Source organism: Caulobacter sp. GW821-FHT11E11, from assembly GCF_058808315.1.
Window position 1 is genome coordinate 129,128 of record NZ_JBXARO010000005.1, and the last position, 22,699, is coordinate 151,826.

Annotated in this window: 20 protein-coding genes and 4 pseudogenes; 12 read left to right on the forward strand and 12 right to left on the reverse strand. The window is 67.8% G+C overall.

From position 1 onward, the window contains the following. Positions 1 to 114: 114 nt before the first annotated feature. On the forward strand, positions 115 to 696 hold the full coding sequence (locus AC1RR5_RS13845) for a TetR/AcrR family transcriptional regulator (protein WP_492922223.1): 582 nt from the start codon (positions 115 to 117) through the stop codon (positions 694 to 696). On the opposite strand, the gene AC1RR5_RS13850 is transcribed toward AC1RR5_RS13845, so the two are convergent. After that, complete coding sequence (locus AC1RR5_RS13850; protein WP_492922224.1) at positions 693 to 2,006, reverse strand: amidohydrolase; 1,314 nt, start codon at positions 2,004 to 2,006, stop codon at positions 693 to 695. The two genes, AC1RR5_RS13845 and AC1RR5_RS13850, sit on opposite strands and share 4 nt — an antisense overlap. 194 nt (positions 2,007 to 2,200) lie before the next feature. Next, positions 2,201 to 4,306: an alpha-glucuronidase family glycosyl hydrolase gene (locus AC1RR5_RS13855; RefSeq protein ID WP_492922225.1), complete on the reverse strand. Its 2,106-nt coding sequence runs from the start codon at positions 4,304 to 4,306 to the stop codon at positions 2,201 to 2,203. 238 nt (positions 4,307 to 4,544) lie between these two features. Between AC1RR5_RS13855 and manD the strand changes: the two genes are divergently transcribed. The 4 genes from manD to AC1RR5_RS13875 all read left to right on the forward strand — a co-directional run bounded on the left by manD (position 4,545) and on the right by AC1RR5_RS13875 (position 8,556). After that, positions 4,545 to 5,756, forward strand: a complete 1,212-nt coding sequence (gene manD / locus AC1RR5_RS13860; protein WP_492922226.1) for a D-mannonate dehydratase ManD — start codon at positions 4,545 to 4,547, stop codon at positions 5,754 to 5,756. 111 nt (positions 5,757 to 5,867) lie between these two features. Beyond that, positions 5,868 to 6,617: a FadR/GntR family transcriptional regulator gene (locus AC1RR5_RS13865; protein ID WP_492922227.1), complete on the forward strand. Its 750-nt coding sequence runs from the start codon at positions 5,868 to 5,870 to the stop codon at positions 6,615 to 6,617. A gap of 58 nt (positions 6,618 to 6,675) precedes the next feature. After that, on the forward strand, positions 6,676 to 7,341 hold the full coding sequence (locus AC1RR5_RS13870; RefSeq protein WP_492922228.1) for a helix-turn-helix domain-containing protein: 666 nt from the start codon (positions 6,676 to 6,678) through the stop codon (positions 7,339 to 7,341). A 141-nt stretch (positions 7,342 to 7,482) separates the two neighbouring features. Further along, on the forward strand, positions 7,483 to 8,556 hold the full coding sequence (locus AC1RR5_RS13875; RefSeq protein WP_492922229.1) for an acyltransferase family protein: 1,074 nt from the start codon (positions 7,483 to 7,485) through the stop codon (positions 8,554 to 8,556). On the opposite strand, the gene AC1RR5_RS13880 is transcribed toward AC1RR5_RS13875, so the two are convergent. Both AC1RR5_RS13880 and AC1RR5_RS13885 read right to left on the reverse strand, forming a co-directional pair. Continuing rightward, positions 8,553 to 9,254 carry an HAD family hydrolase gene (locus AC1RR5_RS13880; protein WP_492922230.1) on the reverse strand — a complete coding sequence of 234 codons (702 nt, stop codon included), beginning with the start codon at positions 9,252 to 9,254 and terminating at the stop codon, positions 8,553 to 8,555. The genes AC1RR5_RS13875 and AC1RR5_RS13880 overlap by 4 nt on opposite strands. A gap of 73 nt (positions 9,255 to 9,327) precedes the next feature. Then, positions 9,328 to 10,956, reverse strand: coding sequence for an ABC-F family ATP-binding cassette domain-containing protein (locus tag AC1RR5_RS13885; protein ID WP_492922231.1), 1,629 nt, complete (start codon positions 10,954 to 10,956; stop codon positions 9,328 to 9,330). 131 nt (positions 10,957 to 11,087) lie between these two features. Here AC1RR5_RS13885 and AC1RR5_RS13890 point away from each other — a divergent pair, with 131 nt between their 5' ends. Then, entirely contained in the window at positions 11,088 to 11,339 is a 252-nt protein-coding gene (locus AC1RR5_RS13890) for a hypothetical protein (protein ID WP_492922232.1), read from the forward strand. A gap of 56 nt (positions 11,340 to 11,395) precedes the next feature. On the opposite strand, the gene AC1RR5_RS13895 is transcribed toward AC1RR5_RS13890, so the two are convergent. The 4 genes and pseudogenes from AC1RR5_RS13895 to AC1RR5_RS13910 form a co-directional block, all read right to left on the reverse strand. Next, complete coding sequence (locus tag AC1RR5_RS13895) at positions 11,396 to 12,169, reverse strand: alpha/beta hydrolase (RefSeq protein ID WP_492922233.1); 774 nt, start codon at positions 12,167 to 12,169, stop codon at positions 11,396 to 11,398. A 189-nt stretch (positions 12,170 to 12,358) separates the two neighbouring features. Beyond that, positions 12,359 to 12,502 carry a hypothetical protein gene (locus AC1RR5_RS13900; RefSeq protein WP_492922234.1) on the reverse strand — a complete coding sequence of 48 codons (144 nt, stop codon included), beginning with the start codon at positions 12,500 to 12,502 and terminating at the stop codon, positions 12,359 to 12,361. Positions 12,503 to 12,754: 252 nt separating this feature from the next. Then, positions 12,755 to 15,652, reverse strand: a complete 2,898-nt coding sequence (locus tag AC1RR5_RS13905) for a TonB-dependent receptor (protein ID WP_492922235.1) — start codon at positions 15,650 to 15,652, stop codon at positions 12,755 to 12,757. A gap of 382 nt (positions 15,653 to 16,034) precedes the next feature. Next, positions 16,035 to 16,202, reverse strand: a pseudogene (locus AC1RR5_RS13910) (hypothetical protein); the annotation flags it as partial. Positions 16,203 to 16,224: 22 nt separating this feature from the next. Here AC1RR5_RS13910 and AC1RR5_RS13915 point away from each other — a divergent pair. Both AC1RR5_RS13915 and AC1RR5_RS13920 read left to right on the forward strand, forming a co-directional pair. Beyond that, the gene (locus tag AC1RR5_RS13915) at positions 16,225 to 16,596 is read left to right on the forward strand and encodes an endonuclease domain-containing protein (RefSeq protein WP_492922236.1); all 372 of its coding nucleotides are present in this window, start codon (positions 16,225 to 16,227) and stop codon (positions 16,594 to 16,596) included. Positions 16,597 to 16,600: 4 nt separating this feature from the next. Further along, positions 16,601 to 16,747: pseudogene (locus AC1RR5_RS13920) on the forward strand (hypothetical protein); the annotation flags it as partial. Here the strand turns inward: AC1RR5_RS13920 and AC1RR5_RS13925 are convergent. After that, complete coding sequence (locus tag AC1RR5_RS13925) at positions 16,744 to 17,022, reverse strand: DUF1272 domain-containing protein (protein ID WP_492922237.1); 279 nt, start codon at positions 17,020 to 17,022, stop codon at positions 16,744 to 16,746. The pseudogene AC1RR5_RS13920 and the gene AC1RR5_RS13925 overlap by 4 nt on opposite strands. Positions 17,023 to 17,283: 261 nt before the next feature. On the opposite strand from AC1RR5_RS13925, the gene carA reads away from it, so the two are divergent. Beyond that, on the forward strand, positions 17,284 to 18,450 hold the full coding sequence (gene carA / locus AC1RR5_RS13930; RefSeq protein ID WP_492922238.1) for a glutamine-hydrolyzing carbamoyl-phosphate synthase small subunit: 1,167 nt from the start codon (positions 17,284 to 17,286) through the stop codon (positions 18,448 to 18,450). Positions 18,451 to 18,463: 13 nt separating this feature from the next. Continuing rightward, positions 18,464 to 18,826, forward strand: coding sequence for a DUF6980 family protein (locus AC1RR5_RS13935; RefSeq protein WP_492922239.1), 363 nt, complete (start codon positions 18,464 to 18,466; stop codon positions 18,824 to 18,826). Between the two features lie 4 nt (positions 18,827 to 18,830). On the opposite strand, the gene AC1RR5_RS13940 is transcribed toward AC1RR5_RS13935, so the two are convergent. The 3 genes and pseudogenes from AC1RR5_RS13940 to AC1RR5_RS13950 form a co-directional block, all read right to left on the reverse strand. Next, a complete protein-coding gene (locus AC1RR5_RS13940) occupies positions 18,831 to 19,421 on the reverse strand; it encodes a C39 family peptidase (protein WP_492922240.1) in 591 nt (196 codons plus the stop codon). A 57-nt stretch (positions 19,422 to 19,478) separates the two neighbouring features. Beyond that, a pseudogene (locus AC1RR5_RS13945) lies at positions 19,479 to 19,547 on the reverse strand (endonuclease domain-containing protein); the annotation flags it as partial. Positions 19,548 to 19,663: 116 nt separating this feature from the next. Beyond that, positions 19,664 to 19,903, reverse strand: a complete 240-nt coding sequence (locus tag AC1RR5_RS13950) for a flagellar basal body rod C-terminal domain-containing protein (RefSeq protein ID WP_492922241.1) — start codon at positions 19,901 to 19,903, stop codon at positions 19,664 to 19,666. Between the two features lie 374 nt (positions 19,904 to 20,277). Here AC1RR5_RS13950 and AC1RR5_RS13955 point away from each other — a divergent pair, with 374 nt between their 5' ends. Both AC1RR5_RS13955 and AC1RR5_RS13960 read left to right on the forward strand, forming a co-directional pair. Then, complete coding sequence (locus AC1RR5_RS13955; RefSeq protein ID WP_492922242.1) at positions 20,278 to 21,975, forward strand: M28 family peptidase; 1,698 nt, start codon at positions 20,278 to 20,280, stop codon at positions 21,973 to 21,975. Positions 21,976 to 21,994: 19 nt separating this feature from the next. Beyond that, positions 21,995 to 22,692 (forward strand): annotated as a pseudogene (locus AC1RR5_RS13960) (DUF998 domain-containing protein). Positions 22,693 to 22,699: the final 7 nt, after the last annotated feature.

Consider the following 22,699-nt stretch of genomic DNA (forward strand, 5'->3'; position numbering starts at 1 on the left):
CTCCCCCGTTTCACGGGGGAGGAAAGCGTTGCTCCTCCCCTGTGAAACGGGGGAGGTGGCGCGATGCGGATACGCATCGTGACGGAGGGGGCGCTCCTCCCCTATGCTCGTCCAATGACTGACGCCCCTGCCCCCAAGAGACGCGGCCCCGGCCGGCCGCGCGACCCGGAGGTCGAGCGGCGGCTGAAGCGCGCCGCGCTGGAAGTCCTCGCCGAACGCGGCTTCTCGGGCCTCACCCTGGACCGCATCTGCGAACGCGCCGGCGCGCCGCGCGCCACCTTCTACCGCCGCTGGGCCAACCCGATCGACGCGGTGGCCGAGGCCTTCGACGAGGCCTTCCGCTTCGAGAGCCCGCCCGACACCGGCGACGTGGTCACCGACCTGGTGATCATGGGCCAGACCATGCTGCGACTGTACAACGACCCGGTGATGGGCTCGTGCATGAGCTTCATGATCGCCGAGGCCCGCGTGCGGCCCGAGCTGGTCGCCTGGCACCAGGACGTCTTCCCCCGCCGCCGCGCCCACAACCGCGCCGTCGTCGAGCGAGCCATGGCGCGGGGGGAGATCGCGCCCGACACCGATCCGGACCTGGTCATCGACGTGCTCAGCGGCCTGGCCATGAACAACCACGCCACCGGCCGGCCGGTGACGGCGGGGGCGTTGGAGCTGGTGGTGCGGAAGCTGCTGGGCCTCTAGCGGCTGACCACGTTCAGCACCGCCAGGGTCATGGCCTCGACGCCCGTGCGGATGGTCGGCTCCGGATCCGGGGCGAAGAAGGGCGAGTGGTTGACCGGCAGCGGCTTGCCGTCCGCCTTGGCCTTCAGCATCGTCTCGGGGCTGTAGCCGCCCAGGCCGAAATAGACCGACGGCACGCCGGCCAGCACAAACTCCGAATAGTCCTCCGACGCCGAGCCGGGCTTGTCCTGCGCCACCGCGCCGGCCCCGAAGGCGGCCTTGAACACCACCGCCGTGCGTTCGGTCAGGGCGGCGTCGTTGACCACCATCTTGCCGCCGGGGGTCAGCTTCAGCTCCGGCTCGGGCGCGCCGGCCATGGCGGCGACGGCCTTGGCGGTGCGCTGCACGCCGTCCAGGATCCTGTCGCGCACCAGGGCGTCCTGGGTGCGGATCGTGCCGCGCAGCCGGGCGCGGTCGGGGATGATGTTGCCGGCGCTGCCCGCCTGGATCGAGCCGATGGTGACCACGCCGAACTGGCTGGGGTCCTTCTCGCGGCTCACCACGCTCTGCACGTCGACGACGAAGCGGCTGGCCATCAGGATCGGGTCGATCGTGGCGCTGGGCATCGAGCCGTGGCCGCCGCGCCCCAGGAAGGTAAGGTCGATGCCGTCCGAGGTCGAGGTCAGGACGCCGGGCTTGTAATAGACCTCGCCAGCCGCGCCCCCGCCGACGTGCAGGGCGAAACCGTAGTCCGGCTTGCCGCCGATCTTGTCCCACAGCCCGTCGGCCAGCATGGCCCGCGCGCCGCTGACCGTCTCCTCGGACGGCTGGGCGACGAAGACCAGCGTGCCTTTCCACTTGGCCTTCATGGCGACCAGTTGGCGGGCGGTCCCGATCCAGGCGGCCATGTGGATGTCGTGGCCGCACGAGTGGGCGACATAGACCGTCTCGCCGTTCCAGGTCGCCTGGGCCTGGCTGGCATAGGGCAGACCGGTCTTCTCCTGCATCGGCAGGGCGTCCAGCTCGGTGCGGATCAGGATTTTAGGGCCGTCGCCATTCTTGAGCACCGCCACCACGCCGGTCTTGCCGACGCCTTCGGTCACCGTGAAGCCCAGCGCGCGCATCTGGGCGGCCAGCTTCTTGGCGGTCTCGACCTCCTGGTAGCCCAGCTCCGGATGGGCGTGGATGTCCTTGTAGAGGGCGTCCAGCGCCGGGTAGTCGCGGTCCAGCTGCGCGTCGATGGCCTTCTTGGCGACGGGGACGTTGAGCGGGGCGGCGACGGCGGCCGTGGCGAACAGCGCGGCGAGGGCCGTGGCGGTGAGGAGTTTCATGCGGAGCCCCGAGCGTGGTGAGTCAGGGGATCGACGCACGAGTCCGGCTTTACCGCCAGTGCTCCCCGATCCTCCCCCTAGCGGGGGAGGTGTCGGCGCGTAGCGACGACGGAGGGGGAGTTTGTCCTGGCCCGGCCTCTTCCCCCTCCGGCGCTTCGCGCCACCTCCCCCGCTAGGGGGAGGATCTTCGAGCTCTAAATCCCTGGCGCGTAGGGGAACTTCATGGCTTCGTATTCCTCTAAGCTCTTCGGCGGGGCCTTCTCTCCGGCCGGCAGTGGACGCTTGGAGAAGCTCCCGAACCAAGCCACCGACGCGTCGCGCCACCACTGCGCTTCGTCGCGCTGGATCTTCAGGTAGTCCGCCACCTCCGCGTGACGTTGCGGATCGACATACGGCGCCACCCCGGCCCAGGTCGTTTCCATCCCGTCGACATACTTCACGCCCTGGCCGTACCGCTTCACCAAGCCATCCCACAGCGTGTCGCCCGACTTCAGCCGGTAATCCCAGCCCAGGTGGTGGAACCACAGCAGGTCCTTCTCATCCACGCACTTGAGGTCCGCGAAACACGCGCCCACCGCCGGCGCATACTGGGCTGTCGCGTTGCTACCCGTCGGCGTGCGATCGAAGCCAACCCCATCCGGTCCTGCCTTGGCGTAGTAAACGCTGGTCCAGTCGGCGCGCTCGCCGCCGGCGACCCACGGCCCCGGGCCGTAGTGGTGGCTGCGGCCCATCTGGTGGTGCAGGCCCAGCGGGGTCATGTAGTCCACCGTCGCCTCGCGCGAACCCATCATCATGTCGACCACCGGTTTGACGAAGCGCGGGTCGTTGCTGAAGGTCATCTTCGCCCAGTCGGTCGCGATGTCGCGCGTCGAGGCTTCCGGATCCCAGGCCAGGCGGCCGAAGACATACCAGTTGGCCTGGTCGAACTGCGAGCCGCTCCAGTTACGGTCCGAGCCGATATTGGCCACCCCCGCCATCACCGTCAGCTTGCGACCGTCCAGCTGGCCGTCGACCACCTTGGCCACGGTCGAGCCCTTGCCTTTGGCCATCGTGTCGGCGCGCAGCGTCTCCTCGTACATCGGGCCGAGATAGACGAGGTGGGTCGAGAACCCGAGATATTCCTTGGTGATCTGGAACTCCATGCCGAGGTTGCTCTTGGGCATGGCCCCGAACAGCGGGTGGAACGGCTCGCGCGGCTGGAAGTCGATCGCGCCGTTCTTGACCTGGATGACCACGTTGTCGCGGAACTGGCCGTCGAACGGCTTGAACTCGTTGTAGCCCTGCTTGGCGCGGTCGTCGGGCTGCTCGTGCGAATAGACGAAGGCGCGCCAGATCACGACGCCGCGGTTACCGACCGCGTCGGCCAGCATGTTGGCCCCGTCGACATGGGTGCGGCCATAGTCCTGCGGGCCGGGCTGGCCTTCGGAATTGGCCTTCACCAGGAAACCGCCGAAGTCGGGAATGGCCTTGTAGATTTCGTCCGCTTTCGCCTTCCAGAAGGCGGCGACGGCCGGGTCCAGCGGGTCGGCGGTCTTGAGGCCGCCCAGCTCGACCGGGGCCGACCAGCGGGCCGAGAGATACACCCGGATGCCGTAGGGCCGGAAGGTATCGGCCAGGGCGGCGGCCTTGGCGATATAGGCCGGCGTCAGGCTGTCAGCCTTGGCGTTGACGTTGTTCAGCACCGTCCCGTTGATGCCCAGCGAGGCGTTGGCGCGGGCGTAGTCGACCATGCGCGGATCGACATGGCCGGGCAGTCGCCACCAGTCGAAGATCGACTGGCCCGCATAGCCGCGCTCGACCGTGCGGTTCAGGTTGTCCCAATGGTTCAGCATCCGCAGCTTCACCTTGGGCGAAGAGGCGATGTCGAGGGTCTCCACCGGCTGGCGGGTCTGGATCAGTTCCAGGTAGCGGAACACGCCGTACAGTACGCCGATGTCGCGGCTGGCGGCGATGACCGTGGTCTTCTTGCCGTTCACCGCCGTGGTGCGAATGCGGTAGCCCTCGTCGCCCAGGTCCTTCTGCGGCGCCACGGTCAGCTGGATCAGCCCGTCGCGCGAGCCGGCGGCGGCGCTGGCGGGCTTGCCGACCAGGCCCGTGATGCCGCGCTCCAGCTCGGCGCGGGCGACCTTCAGGGTGGGAGAGTTGGCCACCGGCGCGATGGCGGCGGCGTGGGTGGCGTACGGCGCCTTCGCCCCGGCCTCGACCGGCTTGTAGCGCAGCCACAGGTCATAACCGTCCTCGGCCCGCGCGGCGGGGGTCGCCAGCAGCAACAGGGCGGCGGCAAAGGCGATCAGACGCATGACTTCACTCCCATGGTCCCTCATCCGGGGACCTGACACAGGCGTCACCGAACAATGCTATTTGACAGCGCCGTCAAAGGTCGGGACACCTAAGACTAGTGGTCAGACCACCGGGTTGACAACCCTCATGGTAGCGGTAAACCGATAGGCAGGGAGGAAGATGGACGTCGCTCGCCTCGACTTATGGCGCGCCCTCGATCTTTCCGGCCCGCCCGCAGGTTCAAGCAAAGCGTCCTCAATGCCCAAGATCATCGCCGCCAAGACCATCGTCACGTGTCCGGGGCGTAACTTCGTCACCCTGAAGATCGTGACCGACGAAGGCGTCTACGGCATCGGCGACGCCACGCTGAACGGGCGCGAGCTGGCGGTCGAGGCCTATCTGACCCAGCACGTCATCCCCTGCCTGATCGGCCGCGACGCCCACCAGATCGAGGACATCTGGCAATTTCTGTATCGCGGGGCCTATTGGCGCCGTGGCCCGGTGACCATGGCCGCCATCGCCGCGGTCGACACGGCGCTGTGGGACATCAAGGGCAAGATCGCCGGCCTGCCCGTCTATCAACTCCTGGGCGGCGCCTGCCGCACGGGGGTCATGGTCTATGGCCACGCCAATGGCGAGACGATCGAGGAGACGATCGACAACGCCCAGCACTATGCAGCCCAGGGCTACAAGGCCATCCGCCTGCAGACCGGCGTGCCCGGCATGAAGGGCGCCTATGGCGTCTCCAAGGACCGCTTCTTCTACGAGCCGGCCGACAGCGACCTGCCCAAGGAGACCGTCTGGTCGACCGAGCGTTACCTGCGCAGCGCCCCGGCCCTGTTCGAGGCGGCCCGCGCGGCGCTGGGCGACGACGTCCACCTGCTGCACGACGTGCACCACCGCCTGACCCCCATCGAGGCCGCGCGCCTGGGCAAGGATCTCGAGCCCTACCGCCTGTTCTGGATGGAGGACGCCACCCCGGCCGAGAACCAGACCAGCTTCCGCATCATCCGCCAGCACACCACGACGCCGCTGGCCGTGGGCGAGATCTTCAACTCGGTCTGGGACTGCAAGCAGCTGATCGAGGAACAGCTGATCGACTACATCCGCGCCACGGTCGTGCATGCGGGCGGCATCACCCACCTGAAGAAGCTGGCCAGCTTCGCCGACCTCTATCACGTGCGCACCGGCTGCCATGGGGCCACGGATCTCTCGCCGGTCTGCATGGGCGCGGCCCTGCATTTCGACCTGTCGATCCCCAACTTCGGCATCCAGGAATACATGCGCCACACGCCCGAGACCGACGCGGTCTTCCCGCACGCCTACACCTTCAAGGACGGCATGCTGCACCCGGGCGAGGCGCCGGGCCTGGGCGTCGATATCGACGAGGAGCTGGCCGCCAAATATCCCTACCAACGCGCCTATTTGCCGGTCGCGCGTCGCCTGGACGGCTCGATGCACGACTGGTGATCTGACCATTCGGTGAGGGGCGTGAGAAAGTAGGACAAATTGGGCCGGTCTCCGTGTTAGTGAATCACGGATTCCGACGACAGCCACGCGTCTCTTGAGCTCCCGCCGACCATGTCAGACAACGTCAAGCTCTACCGCAAGATCGCCGACTCCGTTGCCGACGCCATCGAGTCGGGGCAGTACAAGCTGGGCGACCGCCTGCCGACCGAGCGTGAACTGGCCGAACAGTTCGGGGTCTCGCGCCCGACCCTCCGCGAAGCCATGATCGCCCTGGAAATGCTGGGCATGATCGAGGCCCGCCATGGCCTGGGCATCTACGTCACCGGCAATGTCCGCCCCGCCGCGCCCAGCGCCGACATCGACTTCGAGATCGGCGCCTTCGAGCTGATCGAGGCCCGCCGCCTGTTCGAGGGCGAGGCCGCCGCCCTGGCCGCCACCTCGATCAGCGACGAACAGATCCAGGCGCTGGAAGGCCTGCTTGAGCGCATGCATGTCGAGGAAGAGATCCGGGGCGAGGACGCCGACCGCGACTTCCACATGATCATCGCCCGCGCCACCGGCAACGGCGCGATCATCGCCACGATCGAGAACCTGTGGGACTGGCGCAACCGCTCGCCCCTGGCGCGGAACATCCTGACCCGCGCGCGCGGCATGGGCCTGGAGCCGCGGATCGTCGAGCACCGGCGCGTCGTGGACGCCCTGAAGGCCCGCGATCCGGCGGCGGCCCGGCAGGCGATGCGCGACCACCTGGAGCGGGTGATCGACCACCTGCTGCATGCGACCGAGACCGAGGCGGTGCAGCGGGCGCAGCAGGAGACTAAGGCGCGACGCAGCGCCATCGCCAAGCGGGTGGCGATCTAAGGCTCTCCATGACGTCGGTTTAACTGGCGCGAGGCTTTCGGCGCACTACGTTCGCCCAATGCATCCCCCGCTCCGGCACACCCTCTCGCCCGATCCCATTCCGCGTCACCTGCACACCACGCCCTATGCGGCCGTGGTGCTGGAAGGCGACTATGAGGAGGCCGGCGAACGCGGCCGCTGGCGGGTCGAAGCCGGCGACGTCCTGGTCCACGCGCCCTTCAGCGCCCACTGGAATCCAACGCACCGGCGCGCGGGCCGCCCCGCCGTGGTGCTGAACCTGCCGCTGACGGCCGTGCCGACCTTCGCCGCCGCCCGGATCGCCGATCCCGACACCCTGGTCCGCCTGGCCGAGCGCGATCCGCTGGCCGCCACCGCGTTCCTGACCGACACTTGGACCCCCGGCCGCGCGGCCCTGGACGACGCGCCGGACCTGATGGCCGCCGCCCTGTCCGACCTGCCCGACCTCGGCGTCGAGGCCTGGGCCCGCGAGCACGGCGTCACCCGCGAGACCGCCTTCCGGTGGTTTCGCCAGACCTACGGCGTCGGCCCGGCCCGCTACCGCGTCGAGGCCCGGGCGCGGCGGGCCTGGGGGATGATCACTGGGACGGCCGAAGCCCTGGCGGCCATCGCGGCGGACGTCGGCTTCACCGACCAGGCGCACATGACGCGGGACGTCAAGGCGCTGACAGGGCGGACGCCAGGGGCATGGCGGGTGGCCGCTTAGACTCAAGATCCTCCCCCTAGCGGGGGAGGTGTCGGCGCAGCCGACGGAGGGGGAAGAAACCGGGGCCAGGACAAGTTCCCCCTCCGGCCTTCGGCCACCTCCCCCCTTGGGGGAGGATCTGGATCGTGGCACAGCTTGCCCATGCGCCTGCCTGCCCTGAAGCCCGACTCCGACCAGATGCTGCACCTGGACGCCCTGCGGATCGTGGGCGCGGTGATGATCGTGGTGTTCCACTTCAACCGGTTCATCAACCTGGACGGCCGCTGGCAGCTGGCCGACGACACGATCAAGAGCTTCAGCCTGATCGTGGACCTGTTCTTCCTGATCTCCGGCTACGTGATGGCCGCGATCTATACCGGCCGGCTGACCACCGCCGCCAAGTACCGCGACTTCCTGCAGAAGCGCGTGGCGCGGCTGGGGCCGCTGCACTGGGCGACGATGCTGGTGTTCGTCGTCATCGCGGCGCTCGGCTGGGCGGGGGTGCTGAACGAGCGGGACCCGTCGCGCTACGACGTGGCCTGCATCCCGCAGAACATCCTGTTCATCCACGCCTGGGGGACCTGCAAGGCCCAGACCTGGAACTTCGTCAGCTGGGCGATCAGCGCCGAGATGGGGCTGTACATCGCCCTGCCCGCGCTGTTCTGGATCACCGCCCGAGGCGCGTGGGCCACCGCCGCCACGGCGATCGGCAGCCTGGCCCTGCTGCTGTGGATCTCCCGCACCGGCGAGACCTTCTCGCAGTGGACCTACAACTTCGGCGTCGCCCGCGCCGTGCCGGGCTTCATGCTGGGCATGCTGGCGTTCCAGCTGCGGGACCAGCTCGCCAAGCTGCCCTACGCCCGCTTCGTGATGTGGGGCCTGCTGGCGGCGTTCCTGGTCGCCTCGGGGATGGGCGCGTCGCGCACGTCGCTGCTCTTGGTGGTCTACGCCCTCGGCCTGGCCGGCGTGGCGGCCGATGCGGCCGGCGTGCAAGCCGGCGTCAGCAAGGCCATGGCCCCGTGGGCGCAGCTGTCCTTCAGCCTCTACCTGCTGCACCCGATCGCGCTGAAGATCGCCCTGAACTGGGTCGGCTTCGGCATGTGGCATCTCAATGGCGACGCGATGCGGCTGTGGTGCCTCTTCTGGATCGTGGCGCTGTTCCCGATCGCCTACCTGTCGCTGATCGGCTTCGAACGCCCGGCGCGCGACTGGGTGGCGAAGCTGGGCAAGCCCTAGCCCTTCAGGGTGTCCACCCACGCCGGCAGCTCGCTGATGCTGCCCAGCTCGACATACCGCTCATGCCCCACAGGCGCGTCGGCGGCCTCGTGCGACCAGACCAGCGGATACGGGATCAAGGCGCTCCAGCAGCCCGCCTCCAGCGCCGGCAGGATGTCGGACTTCATCGAGTTGCCCGCCATCACCGCCTGCTCGGCCCCGGTGCCGTAACGCTCGAACACCCGGCGATAGGTCCCCGCGTCCTTCTCGGACACGATCTCGACGGCCACGAAGAAGTCGCCCAGGCCCGACGAGGCCAGCTTCTGCTCCTGGTGCAGCAAATCACCCTTGGTGATCAGGATCAGGCGGTAGCGATCCGACAGGTCCGACAGCGCCTTCTCGACGCCGGGCAGCGGCTCGATCGGCTCGGTCAGCATCTCGCGGCCCACGGCCAGGATCTCGCGGATCACGCGGGTGTCGACCGCGCCGTCGGTGACCTCCAGCGCCGTCTCGATCATCGACAGGGTGAAGCCCTTGGCCCCGTAGCCATAGACCCGCAGGTTGCGCTTCTCGACGGCCAGCAGCTGGCTCTCGATCTTCTCAGGATCGCCGTGGTCGGACAGCAGGTCCAGGAACCGCGCATGCGAAAGCCGGAACTTGCTCTCGCAGTGCCAGAGGGTGTCGTCGGCGTCGACGCCGACGGTGGTGATTGAAGTCATTGGTCTTTTGGTCTTCTGCCGCGGGCCCTGCCGGTCATCGGCGGCATGAATAGCAGCCGCGAGGGGCGGGCCGCTACCCGCCCGGGTGCAGGCCCGGCGCTTCCTGGCCGGTGCGGGCGACATATTCGGTATAGCCGCCGCCGTACTGGTGGACGCCCTCGGGCGTCAGTTCCAGCACGCGGTTGCTCAGCGCGCCCAGGAAGTGGCGGTCGTGCGAGACGAAGAGCATGGTGCCCTCGAAGTCCGCCAGGGCCGCGACCAGCATCTCCTTGGTCGCCATGTCCAAGTGGTTGGTCGGTTCGTCGAGCACCAGCAGATTCGGCGGATCGAACAGCATCTTGGCCATGACCAGACGCGCCTTCTCGCCGCCCGACAGGACGCGGCAGGGCTTTTCGACGTCGTCGCCCGAGAAGCCGAAGCACCCCGCCAGGGTGCGCAGCGCGCCCTGCCCGGCTTGCGGGAACGAGCGCTCCAGGGATTCGAAGATCGTCTCTTCGCCTTCCAGCAGGTCCATCGAGTGCTGGGCGAAATAGCCCATCTTGACGCTGGCGCCGATGTGGACCGCGCCCTGGTCGGGCTTGGTGTCGCCGGCCACCAGCTTCAGCAGCGTCGACTTGCCGGCGCCGTTGGCGCCCAGCACGCACCAGCGCTCCTTGCGGCGCACCAGGAAGTCCAGGGCCTCATAGATCGGCTTGTCGCCATAACCCTTGTGGACGCCCCGCAGGCTGATCACGTCCTCGCCCGACCGCGCCGGGGTCTGGAACTCGAACTGCACCGCCTGGCGGCGACGCGGGGCCTCGACGCGGTCGATCTTGTCGAGCTTCTTGACCCGGCTCTGCACCTGGGCGGCGTGCGAGGCGCGCGCCTTGAACTTCTCGATGAACTTGATTTCCTTGGCCAGCATCGCCTGCTGGCGCTCGTACTGCGCCTGGCGCTGCGCCTCGCCCAGCGCGCGCTGCTGGTCGTAGAAGTCCAGGTCGCCCGAATAGGTGATCAGCTGGCCGCCGTCGATCTCGATCACCTTGCCGATGATGCGGTTCATGAACGCGCGGTCGTGCGACGTCATGAGCAGGGCGCCCTCGTAGTTCTTGAGGAAGGCCTCCAGCCAGATCAGGCTTTCCAGGTCCAAGTGGTTGGACGGTTCGTCCAGCAGCATGCCGTCGGGCCGCATCAGCAGGATGCGGGCCAGGGCCACGCGCATCTTCCAGCCGCCGGACAGCTGGCCGACGTCGCCGTCCATGCGCTCCTGGCTGAAGCTCAAGCCGGCCAGAACCTCACGCGCCCGCGCTTCCAGCGCATAGCCGTCCAGCTCCTGGAAGCGCTCCAGCACCTCGCCATAGCGCTCCATGACGGTGTCCAGCTGGTCGGCCTGGTCCGGATCGACCATGGCCGCTTCCAGCGTGGCCATCTCGGCGGCCAGCGCGCTGACGGGACCGACGCCGTCCATCACCGCGGCGACCGCGCTCTGGCCCGACATCTCGCCGACGTCCTGGCTGAAATAGCCGATCTTCATGCCGGGATCGATCACGACCAGCCCGTCGTCGGGCTGCTCCTGGCCGGTGATCATGCGGAAAAGCGTCGTCTTGCCGGCGCCGTTGGGGCCGACCAGCCCGGCCTTTTCGCCCTTTTGGACGCCCATCGAGGCGTCGATGAACAGGAGCTGGTGGCCGTTCTGCTTGGAGATGTTGTCGAGGCGGATCATGGGCGGTCTGCTAACGCGGGCGGGCGCAGAACGCCAGCCTTAGAGCGCCGTCTCGAAGCTTATGCGGCGCTTACGCCGCAGGCCGCCTTTCCGAACAGCGCCCTTATGCGGCCCGGCGCTATCACCAGCCCATGCCCGCCAAACGCCCCGCCCATCGCCGCCTTCTGTTGGTCCTGATGCTCGCCGGCCTTGGCGGGTTCGCCGGCCTGGCGGCCTGGGCGGCCCATGCGCCGCTCCACGCCGACCTGATCCGGTTCTTCGCGCTGGCCTGGCTGATGGTGTTCGGCGCCGCGCGGATCCTCGTCCACCTTGACGGGGCGCTCCAGGATGAGGCGTCGGACACCGATCACTGGTCGCGACTGCGCGGCCGAGGCGACCTCTAGACGCGGACAGGCCCCGGGACGCCAGGCGTTCCGGGGCTTCATTCCGAGCGGTTCGCTTACTTCGCGGAGGCGGCCTCGGCGGCCTGCTCGATCAGCTTGGCCACCGCTTCCGGCTTGGAGATGAAGACGGCGTGGCTGCCGGCGACCTCGGTGATCTTGGCCCCGGCGCGAACAGCCTGGGCGCGCTGGGCGACGGGCGGGATCATCAGGTCTTCGGTGGCGAGCAGATAGTAGCTGGGCTTGACCTTCCAGGCCGGCTGGGTGACCGCGCCGCTGACGGCCTTGATGCTCCACGGCACCTGGCTGTCGGCCATGAAGGCGGCCTGCGCGGGATCGACATCGGCGGCGAAGGCGGCGGCGAACTTGGCGCGGTCCAGCGACACGAAACCATCCTGCGGCGGCAGGATCGGCGGGAGCGGCGCGCCCGGGACCGGGTTGGCGGTGAGCGTGGCGATCGACTCGCCGGCGTCCGGCGCGAAGGCGGCGACATAGACCAGGCCCGCGACCTTGGCGTCGGTCCCGGCTTCCGAGATCACCACGCCGCCATACGAGTGGCCGACCAGGATGGCCGGGCCGTCCTGCTGGGCCAGGGCGCGCTTGGTGACGGTGACGTCGTCGGCCAGCGAGGTGGTCGGGTTCTGGACGATGGTGACGGTGTAACCGTCCTTCTTGAGGATCTTGTAGACGCCGGCCCAGCCCGAGCCGTCGGCGAAGGCGCCGTGGACCAGGACGACGTTCTTCACGGCCTTCGGGGCGGCGTTAGCGGGAACGAAGCCGGCGGCCAGGGTCAGGGCGGCGGCGGACGCGATCAGGGTGCGGAACTGAGTCATTTGGATCTCCCTCGGTTTCAATTTGCAATAATGCTTATCGCGATAACGAAATGGATAAACCCAGGGCGATCCGCTTGTCCAGAGAAAAAGATATCGCGACAACATATTTCGCGATAATTAAAATCCAAACCCTTGTAGGGCCTGGGTTCTAGCGATGGGAAAAAGTCGGCTGAGCCGGCTCGGCGCGCCTTAGAAGGTCAGCGCCACGAAGACCACGATGCTGACCGGGACGGCCGCCGACAGAGCCAGGTTCAGCACCGTCTCGCCGACGCCGAGGGCGAACTTGGCGGACATCGCGGCGAACTTGGCGGCAGCGGGGTCGAGGTGGGTCATGGGGTGGCTCCTTGCAGATCCAACCCTGCGCCCCTGCTGGTTAACGCCCAGATTCCGCCACAGTCATGAAACCGCGACAGATTGTCCTGAGGCCCCAAAAAAACGGCGCGCCTTCGGTGGGAAGGCACGCCGCGAAGACCGCGTACGGGGGGAGGCAGACTAGGATCCCGGACGCGAATTTGGGGTGGAAAAGAACCCCGCCGGTCTAGGGAACGCTGACCGGCGGGTAGAGGGAACTGAGGTGGTGAAGTCCTAGAACTTGCCCCGGATGCCCAGGATGATCTGGCGGCCCGGCTGGTACTGGGTGAACATGGCGTTGTCCCAGTAGAAGTTGCTGCGCTGCTCTTCCTTGGTGATGTTGATGACATCCAGGGTGATGCGCGGCTGGGTCGGCAGGTTCTTGAACTGGTAGCTGGCCGACAGGTCGAACTGACCGCGGGCCTCGGTGTTCAGGGTCGCGAACGGGATGCCGTTCTGGTTGTTGCCCGACGAGATCTGGGCGTCGTTCCAGACGTACGACAGCCGGACCGTCGCGCCGTGGTCTTCGTAGTAGCCGGTGATGTTGTAGGTCCACGGCGAGATGCCGACGGCCTGGGCCGGGGCGCCGTTGCCGCGCGGGTTCTGCTCGACGTGGGTGGCGTTGGCGGTGAAGCCCGAGCCCTTCAGCACGAAGTCCAGCGGCTGAACCCAGGTGACTTCCTGGCCCAGGATGGTCAGCACGCCGTCGGCGTTGACCTGCTGGGTCACCGTCACGGTGGCCGCGTTCGGGCCGCCGCGGTTGGTGATGGCCTGCTGCTGCAGGTTGGTCAGCTGGTCATACGGCACGCCCAGCTGGGCGAACGGGATGGTGTTGTTGCCGTTGATGGTGAAGCCGGTCAGCTCCTTGCGGAACAAAGCGACGCCCACATAGCCGGCGCCGCCGGTGTACCATTCGCCGCCCAGGTCGAAGTTGTTCGAGAAGTAGGGCTGCAGGCTGGGATTGCCCTGCGTGGCCTGCTGGGCCGAGGGATCCGAGAACACCGTGCCCGGCAGCATGGCCGACGGGTTGGGACGGGTCATCGACCGCGAGGCGCTGGCCCGCAGCACGATGCTGTCGCTCAGGTCGAAGGCGGCGTTGAACGAGGGCAGCATGCCGTCGTACTTGGTCGTGCGCTGCAGGAACGAGAGCACGCCATTGACGGTCTGCGGGCCTTCGATCGTCTGCTCGGTGTCGTAGTAGCGGACGCCGGCGTTGAAGCGCAGGTCGCGGTCCATGATCTGGGCCACGCCGTTCATCTCGATATAGGCGCCCGAGGTCTTCTCGCGGATATAGCCCGAGGCCGCGCCCGTGGCGGCCGAGGACGAGAACGGCGCGGCCGCGTTGAACGCGTCGTAGTTGGTGGCCGCGAAGAACTTGTCCTTATCCAGCGTCACGAAGCCGATCGGGCCGGCCTTGATGAAGCTGGCCAGAGTGGCCGAGGTGACGGCCGAGCCGGCCCGGCCGTCGCAGGCCGGGGTCGGCGACGGGGCCGGGCTCTGCGGGGTGACGCCGCCGCCGCCGCAGGTGAAGGTCTGCCAGCGGCCCGAGTTGTCGATGGCCGTGATGCGGCGACCGACGTCGTCATAGGCCGCGCCGACCTTGAAGTTGATGTTCTTGTCTTCGCCGAACGTGACGTCGAAGTGGGCGCCCTTGGTGAAGGTGACGCGCTTTTCGTTCTGCACGTTCACGCGGCCGCCGGCCCAGGTCCAGCCCAGGTTCGGGTCGTTCAGGCTCTTGGACGCGACGATCGAGGGCTTATTGCCGTCGTTCTTGTAGGTGACGTTCAGGCCGGTGTTCAGCGGGCTGTTGAACAGCACCGTGGGGGCTTCGCGGAAGAAGACCGAGCGGCTCCAGTTCACCTGGCCGTCGACCTTGATCCAGTCGTTGGCCTTCCAGCTGAAGCCGGGGTTCACGTTCAGGACCTCGACGTCTTCCTTGTACGGGCGGTACTCGAGGAAGAACTGCGAGTTGAGGAAGGTGCCTTCGGTGACGACGTTGTTGCCGTCGACCTTCACGCCCACCGGGACCATGAAGTTGCTGTTCCGCACCGACCAGTTCATGTCGATGCGCTCGAACTCGCGATGCGCTTCCGAGTACATCGTGTCGAGGTAGATATCGAGATTGTCGTTCGGGCGGTACTGCAGCGAGGCGATGTAGCTGTTGCGGTTGCGCTCGCCCGAGCTCCACGAGTCCCGGCCCAGGCGCGGCAGCTGCGCGTCGGACAGCTGGGCCAGGGTGGTGCCCGGGTTCAGCGAGGCCAGCAGGGCGTTGTCGACTGTCTGGCCGGGGGTCAGGCCATTGCCGCTCACGCCGACCGGCACGGTGCCGGCCCAGTTGAAGCCGTTGCCCGCCGTGACGTTACAGCCCGTGCAGGTCATGTTGGCGTTGGTCCAGCCGATCGTCTCGAAGCCCTCGGTGGTGGACTTGTTGCGGGCCCAGGCGCCGCCGACCAGGATGCCGAATTCGCCGGCCGCGGTCTCGAAGGTCTTGCTGGCCAGCAGCGAGCCGCGCTTGGACAGGCCGTCGTCTTCCGAGTTCTTGCCGCCCTGGACCGAATAGACCAGTTGCTGGCCGACCTTGTAGTCGAACGGACGGGCGCTGCGCATGTTGACCACGCCGGCGACGCCGCCCTCGACCTGACCGGCGGTCGGGGTCTTGGACACGTCCAGGCGGGTGAACAGCTCGGTCGGATAGAGGTCCAGATCGACTTCGCGGTTCTGGTTCTGGCCGTCGGTGCGGCCCGACGAGGCGACGGCGGCCTGCGCGCCGTTCAGCAGGATCTTGGTGAAGTTGGTGCCCAGGCCGCGAATGGCGACGTTCAGGCCTTCGCCGTTGATCTCGCGGGTCAGCTGCACGCCGGGGATCCGGTTCAGCGACTCGGCGATGTTCAGGTCAGGGAACTTGCCGATGTCCTCGGCGAACACCGAGTCGGTGAAGGCGACGCTGTCACGCTTGGCGTTGGTCGAGTCGGTCAGCGACTTGCGGAAGCCCGTGACGACCACTTCCTCGACGGTGTCGGAGGCGGGTGCGGTTTGGGCATGGGCCGCTTGGGTCGTGACGAAGGTGGTCAGACACGTCGCGGCGACGAGGGCCAGACGACGGGCGGAGGCGTGGTGTCGGATGGACGGCATGTTTCTCCCCTAAGAGACGGTGCTCTGCGCACTTGTTCGTTGCCGCCGTGGGGTCCGCTGGCCTTCCCATGCCAACGTTCACGCCCCACACGGCGGTGGTAGCGGTCACAATGAACAGCGTTACGAGGTAAGTCCTCTCAGGTCAAGGTGGTCAGACCTTATCGACGATGGCGCGTCGGACCTTTGAAGCGCAGCTGCGGCGCGGGCGCCACGCTGTGCGGGGGCAGCGGCAGGGTCTCGCAGGGGAAAATTTGGGTTTCCGGGCGAATGTTCGCGCGAACATTGGGGAATGGTCGGAGGAGACCAGGCGGAGGGACTGGATAGACCTTCAAGGGTTGAGGGGTCTGGCAGGGCGCAAAGTGGCGCACGCCGCGTCAATTACTCAGACAAGAACGTCAGACCAATGGCAGCGCTGATATTGAAGCTGCAGAGCGCCCCCTCCGTCCCTCCGGGGCACCTCCCCCGTTTCACGAGGGAGGAGGAAACCGACCTCCTGCCCCGCTTGCGGGGGAGGTGGCGCGATGCGGATACGCAGCGTGACGGAGGGGGCGCAAAAGCGCTAAACTCAACCCATGCGGTCAAATTCAAAAACCCACACGCAAGCCAAGCCCCTCCGCAGAACCCTAACCCCGCCCGAAGCCATCCTCTGGACCCGCCTACGCACGCGCCATCCGGACGCCCCGCGCATCCGCCGCCAACACCCCATCGGCCCTTACATCGCCGACTTCTACTGCGCCGACGCCCGGCTGGTGATCGAGATCGACGGCTGGGGCCACAACATGGGCGACCGGCCGGAGCGGGATGAACGGCGGGATGCGTGGATGGCGGAGCGTGGCCTTAAGGTCGTGCGCTATCCGGCGGATGAGGTGATGCGCGATCCAACCGGCGTGGCAGATGGGATCTGGAACACGTGCCTGGATCTGGCGCGGAGCAGACGCGGTTAGCAGCGCCCCCTCCGTCACGTCGCCTATCGGCGCCGCGCCACCTCCCCCGCAAGCGGGGCAGGAAAGAACAGCTTCCTCCTCCCATGCGAAACGGGGGAGGTTGATCGCTACGGATACGCAGCGAGACGGAGGGGGCGCTGAGCCCCCCTAAGCCCAGCCCGCCGGCCGCTCATCCTCTGGCCGGCGCACCGTATACCGATGCCCCCGGTTCACCCGTCGCAGCGACGCCGGGTACCGATGCAGCTGGCTCTCCGGCCGTATCGGCCGCGCCACCAGCCCGCCGCCGCAATCCGGGCACGCCGTATCGAACCGCGCATCCGCGCAATCGGCGCAGAAGGTGTGTTCGAAGGTGCAGATTCGGGCCGCGTCGCTGTCGGGCGGCAGGTTGGCGTCACAGCACTCGCAATTCGGGCGCAGTTCGAGCATGGGTCCGTCCTCCCGTGTTCGTCTGTTCTGTTTGCCTGGAAGCCTTCTACCATAAGGGCTTTTCAGCCCCCCGCGCGAGGGTGCGCGTTCGCAGATCACGGGAATGTGGAGCCAAGCGAAATCCGCGTGATCAGCAGGGGTTGACCCCCTCCCCCATACCCCCTAGACACCGCGCCGTTTGCGCGGCGGGCCGGGGTTACACCTCGCCCGCTTTTTTGCAAAAATGGATACCCGCCAACACGCGTTAGGAGCGCTCCCGAGATGTCCCAAGACCTTCTCCCCGGCGTTACCGGCGTTCTGGCCCTGGCCGACGGCACCATCCTGCAAGGCGTGGGCTGCGGCGCGGTCGGCGACGCGGTCGGCGAGGTGTGCTTCAACACCGCCATGACGGGCTATCAGGAGATCCTGACCGACCCGTCCTACATGGCCCAGATCGTCGCCTTCACCTTCCCGCACATCGGTAACGTCGGCACGAACGTCGAGGACGTCGAGCAGATCACCGGCGTGGCCGAGACCGCCGCCCGCGGCGCGCTGTTCCGCGACGTCCCGACCGACCACGCCAACTGGCGGGCCGGCAGCGACTTCGACAGCTGGATGAAGAACCGCGGCGTCATCGGCCTGGCCGGGATCGACACCCGCGCCCTGACCCGCAAGATCCGCGAGACCGGCATGCCGCACGGCGTCATCGCCCATTCGCCGGACGGCAAGTTCGACCTCGACGCCCTGGTCGCCAAGGCCAAGGCCTGGGCCGGCCTGGAAGGCCTGGACCTGGCCAAGGACGCCTCGACCACCCAGACCTTCACCTGGGACGAGGGCCTGTGGTCGTGGCCGGCCGGCTACGCCAAGCTGGACACGCCCAAGTACGAAGTGGTCGTCATCGACTACGGCGTGAAGCGCAACATCCTGCGCGCCCTGGCCCATGTCGGCGCCCGCGCCACGGTGGTGCCGGCCAACACTTCGGCCGAGGACATCCTGGCCCGCAACCCGGACGGCGTGCTGCTGAGCAACGGCCCCGGCGACCCGGCCGCGACCGGCGCCTACGCCGTGCCCGAGATCCAGAAGCTGGTGCAGAGCGGCAAGCCGGTCTTCGGCATCTGCCTGGGCCACCAGATGCTGGCCCTGGCGCTGGGCGCCAAGACCGTGAAAATGGAACAGGGCCACCATGGCGCCAATCATCCGGTCAAGGACCTGACCACCGGCAAGGTCGAGATCGTCTCGATGAACCACGGCTTCACCGTGGACAGCGAGAGCCTGCCGGCCCCGGTGCAAGAGACCCACGTCTCGCTGTTCGACGGCACCAACGCCGGCATCCAGCTGGCCGACAAGCCGGTGTTCTCGGTGCAGCACCACCCGGAAGCCTCGCCCGGCCCGACGGACAGCCTTTACCTGTTCGAACGCTTCGCCGGCCTGATGGACAAGGCGAAATAAGGAACCGGCGGCGGTGTTCGGGATCGAAAGCATCGAACCCAACACCGCCCCCGAACGCTTGCGCGCGCTCCACGACTACGCGCTGTTTCCCGAACTGTTCGACGCGATCGCCGACGGCGCGGTCGTCTATTACGAACCGGCCCTGCGCGAGTTCACGATCCCCAACGCCGACGGCGTTTCCGCCTATGTGCTGAACCACTGCCCGCTCTCAGGCCAGCGCCTGCCGCCGTCCCTGCGCGACGAGTGGTTCGACGCGCTCGAGGCCGTGGGCGCCTTTCCGGTCGACGAGATGCCCCCGGTCGACTTCCTGGCCCCGCCCGCCTACCGCGCCGACGCCTGGTGGCGCGACACCGAACTGGCGAAGTTCGAGCGGTAGACCCCTACCCCTTCGGCGCGGTCTTCATCAGCGCGCGGAACTGGCCGCCATAGGCGTGCTCGTTCCAGAAGGTCGCGAAGTCGTCGTAGCCGATCGTGACCTCGCCCGGCGCCGGCTGGGCGGGATCGACCATGAACAGCTGCCGCGCGCGGTCGTCGAAACCGCTGACCACCAGCGTATGGCCCACGCCGCCGGCGGTGATGTCGACCAGCACCGGCCGCCCCTGGCGCAGCTCGTCCTCGATCACCTTCAGCCCCGCCGCATAACCCTCGGCCGTATCGGGGAAACCCGCGTCGCTCCAGGCGTAACCTTGGCTGGCCAAGCCGCGCTTCATGTCGGCGAACAGGGTGATGGTGAAGTCGTCGAAAGGCGCGGCGGGATCATAGGCCCGGCCCCGCGACAGGGCCTTCAGCCGACGGGGCTCCTGGCGGTCACCGTAGAAGGCCAGCACCATGGCCGCCGAGGTCGGCACGCACAGCAGGGTCTCCTGGGCGATGTGCGGCACGGCGAGGTCGACGCGGTGATCCGACCGCCCTTCGCATCCGAACAACGGCAAGACCAGAAACGCGAGCAAGGCGAAGGCGAGGCGGCGCAATTCAACCTCCGGAAACATCGACGGAGATCTACAGCCCGGAGATTAATCGACCCCGAAAAAAGTGGGGGCCGCCTCCCGCAAGACTAGGGGGCAAAGCGGGAGGCGGCTGCCGAACGCCCGCTGCAAGGGGGGCGCGCTTTGGGCGTCCGGCCGCTAGAGCCCTTCCGCTGCGGCAGAAGCCGCCTCGGCTGACCGGGCTCTAACTTCGTGGGAGCGCGGCCTGGCCGCACTCAGGAACCGGCTCAGACCTTGAGGTTGAGCAGGGCTCCAGTCATTTCGTCGGCCGTGCGGAGCACCGCCGCATTGGCCTTGAAGTCGGTGGCGGCGCCGATCTGCTGGACCCGCTCGTTGACGTAGTCGACATCACCCAGGGTCTGGGCGCGCTCGGCCGAGGCGTCCGACGCCGCGACCCGCTGGGCGGAAGCGTGGAGACGGTCGGCGGCCGCCATCATGCCGGAGGCTGCGATCGAGATTGCCTGCATTGGAAATTCCCCAGGGGAGTTGCCGTTCTTGACGTTGGTTATCCCGCCGGTTGGGTTAAGAGGATGCAACCAAAAATGGTAAAATTCATACCTTGGTCATAATTTTTTACGCGGGTTAACCATGTTTCGGGGACCCAAATCGGGGTCGCCAACAGGGTGAATCTGCCGCTAACCGAACCGGCCGGGGCCGTTGCCCGCCTTGCCCTGGCCCGCCGCGCGAGCCCTGTTGCGAGAACACCGTTAGCGGCGGGAAATCCTGCCCAACATTACAAAACGTTCAGGCGCGCGCGTCTCGACAAGCTGTCACAGCCCCGACATGGTTCGCCCCCTATGCGGGCCGGGGGCGGCTCGCCTTTCAAGAGGCTCCTCCACACATGTCGTTTACGCGTCGCGCCGCGCTCGCCAGCGCCGCCCTGCTCATGGCCGCGCAACCGGTCCTGGCCGCCACCCCGGCCAAGCCGGCTCCGGCCGCCGCCAAGAAGGCGGCTCCGGCTTCGGACTTCACGCCGTCGGCCGAGGCCATCAAGGCCCACATGACCTTCCTGGCCGACGACGCCATGGAAGGCCGCGAGGCCGGCACCCGCGGCTACGACATCGCCGCCAACTATGTCGCCGCTCAATACGCCCTGCTGGGCGTCAAGCCGGCCGGCGACAAGGGCAGCTACCTGCAGCACGTGCCGCTGCTGGCCCACCGCCCGGCCACCGACGGCGCGATCAGCGTCACCGGCGCCGACGGCCAGGCCGTCGCCCTGAAGTACGGTGAAGACTACCTGCCGGGCTCGCAGGCCCAGGCCGCCGACGTCAATGTCGAGGCTCCGCTGGTGTTCGCCGGCTTTGGCGTCGTCGATCCCTCGCGCGGTCGCGACGACTACGCGGGCCTGGACGTGAAGGGCAAGATCGTCGTCATGCTGACCGGCGCCCCGACCTCGATCCAGACCGAGGAACGCGCCCACTTCAGCAACCCCAACACCAAGCGCGTGGAGGCCGCCAAGCGCGGCGCGATCGGCGTGCTGATCATCCCGACCACCAGCAGCGAAAAGCGCCGTCCGTTCGCGCGCGGCCTGGCGGGCATGAAGGAGTGGCGGGTGATCTGGCGCAACGCCCAGGACGTCGGCGCCATCCGCGCGCCCTCGGCTCCGTCGCTGGCCACGATCAGCCTGACCGGCGCCGAGAAGCTGTTCGCCGGCTCGGCCACGCCGCTGGCGACCGTCCTGGAACAGGCCGAGACCCCGGCCGGCGCGATCAAGGGCTTCGCCCTGCCCGGCAAGGTCAAGATCACGCTGAAGACCGAGATCGAGAAGCGCGAGAGCAGCAACGTCGTCGGCGTCATCGAGGGTTCGGACCCGACGCTGAAGGCCCAGACCATCATCCTGTCGGCGCACCTCGATCACATCGGCATCAAGGACAACGCCAAGCCGGGCGAGGACCGCATCAACAACGGCGCCCTCGACAACGCCTCGGGCATCGCCACGCTGCTGGAGGTCGCCCGCGGCTTCAAGAACACCAAGCTGCGTCCCAAGCGCTCGATCATCCTGCTGGCCGTGACCGGTGAAGAGAAGGGCCTGGTCGGCTCGGACTACTTCGCCAACAACCCGACCGTGCCGAAGGCGAACATCGCCGCCGACGTGAACCTGGACATGCCGGTGCTGCTGTACCCGTTCACCGACGTGATCGCGTTCGGCGCCGACCGCTCGACCGTGGGCGAGGCCGTCAAGCACGCCGCCGGCCGCGTGGGCGTGGCGCTTTCCGGTGATCCGATGCCGGACGAAGGCCTGTTCACCCGCTCGGACCACTACCGCTTCGTCGAGCAGGGCATCCCTTCGGTGTTCCTGATGACCGGCTTCCAGAACGGCGGCGAGAAGGCCTTCACCACCTTCCTGAAGACCAACTACCACCACCCGGGCGACGACCTGAACCAGCCGATCGACTACCAGGCGGCCGCCAAGTTCGCCCTGGTGAACTACGAAATCGCCCGCGAACTGGCCAACCAGCCGGCGCGTCCGGTCTGGAAGAAGGGCGACTTCTTCGGCGGCACCTTCGCCCCGGCGGGCCATCCGTCGACGGCGAAGTAAGCTTCGCTTCAAAGCAGTGTTGACCCGGAGGGCGGCGGAAGGGATTCTGCCGCCCTCTTCTTTTGTGACCTCGGATCCCTCGCGTTGACCGTCCGCACCGGCGCCTTCCTGAAGATCGGCGTGATCGCGCCGGCCATCATGGTGGCCGACGTCTGGCTGGCCCAGCGATTGTTCCCCGGCTTCGACGCCGGCGCCCAGTTCATCAGCGAGTTGGGCGGCCCCAAGGCCCCCCTGCCCGAGGTGTTCAACATCGGCATGATCATCGCCGGCATCGCGGGCCTGCTGGCCGGCGCCGGCTTCGCCCACGCGCTGGAAGAAGCCGGTGGCCGGCGGCGGGTCTCGGCCTTCGCCGGCCTGTTCGTGGCCCTGACGGGCCTGGGCGCGGTGTTCGCCGGCCTCTTCCACTGGCCCGACGAGATGCACCGGGCCTGCGGCGTGGGCCTGGCCATCCAGTTCGCGCCGCTGTTCACCGCCTGGGCCCTGTGGGGCAAGCCGGGCTATCGGCGGCTGGCGCACTTCTCGCTGGGCTGGTTCCTGGGGCTGCTGCTGGTCTTCGCCCTGCTCACCGGCGTGTGGAACATCCGCACCGGCTACGACGTCGGCTACTGGCAGCGCGGCCATGCCTTCCTGGGCCTGCTGTGGCTGGCCATCGCCGCCTGGACCCTGGAGAAGGGCTGGAAGGCGAGTGCGGTAGCGGGCGAGCCGGCGACCGTCTAGGCTCCCC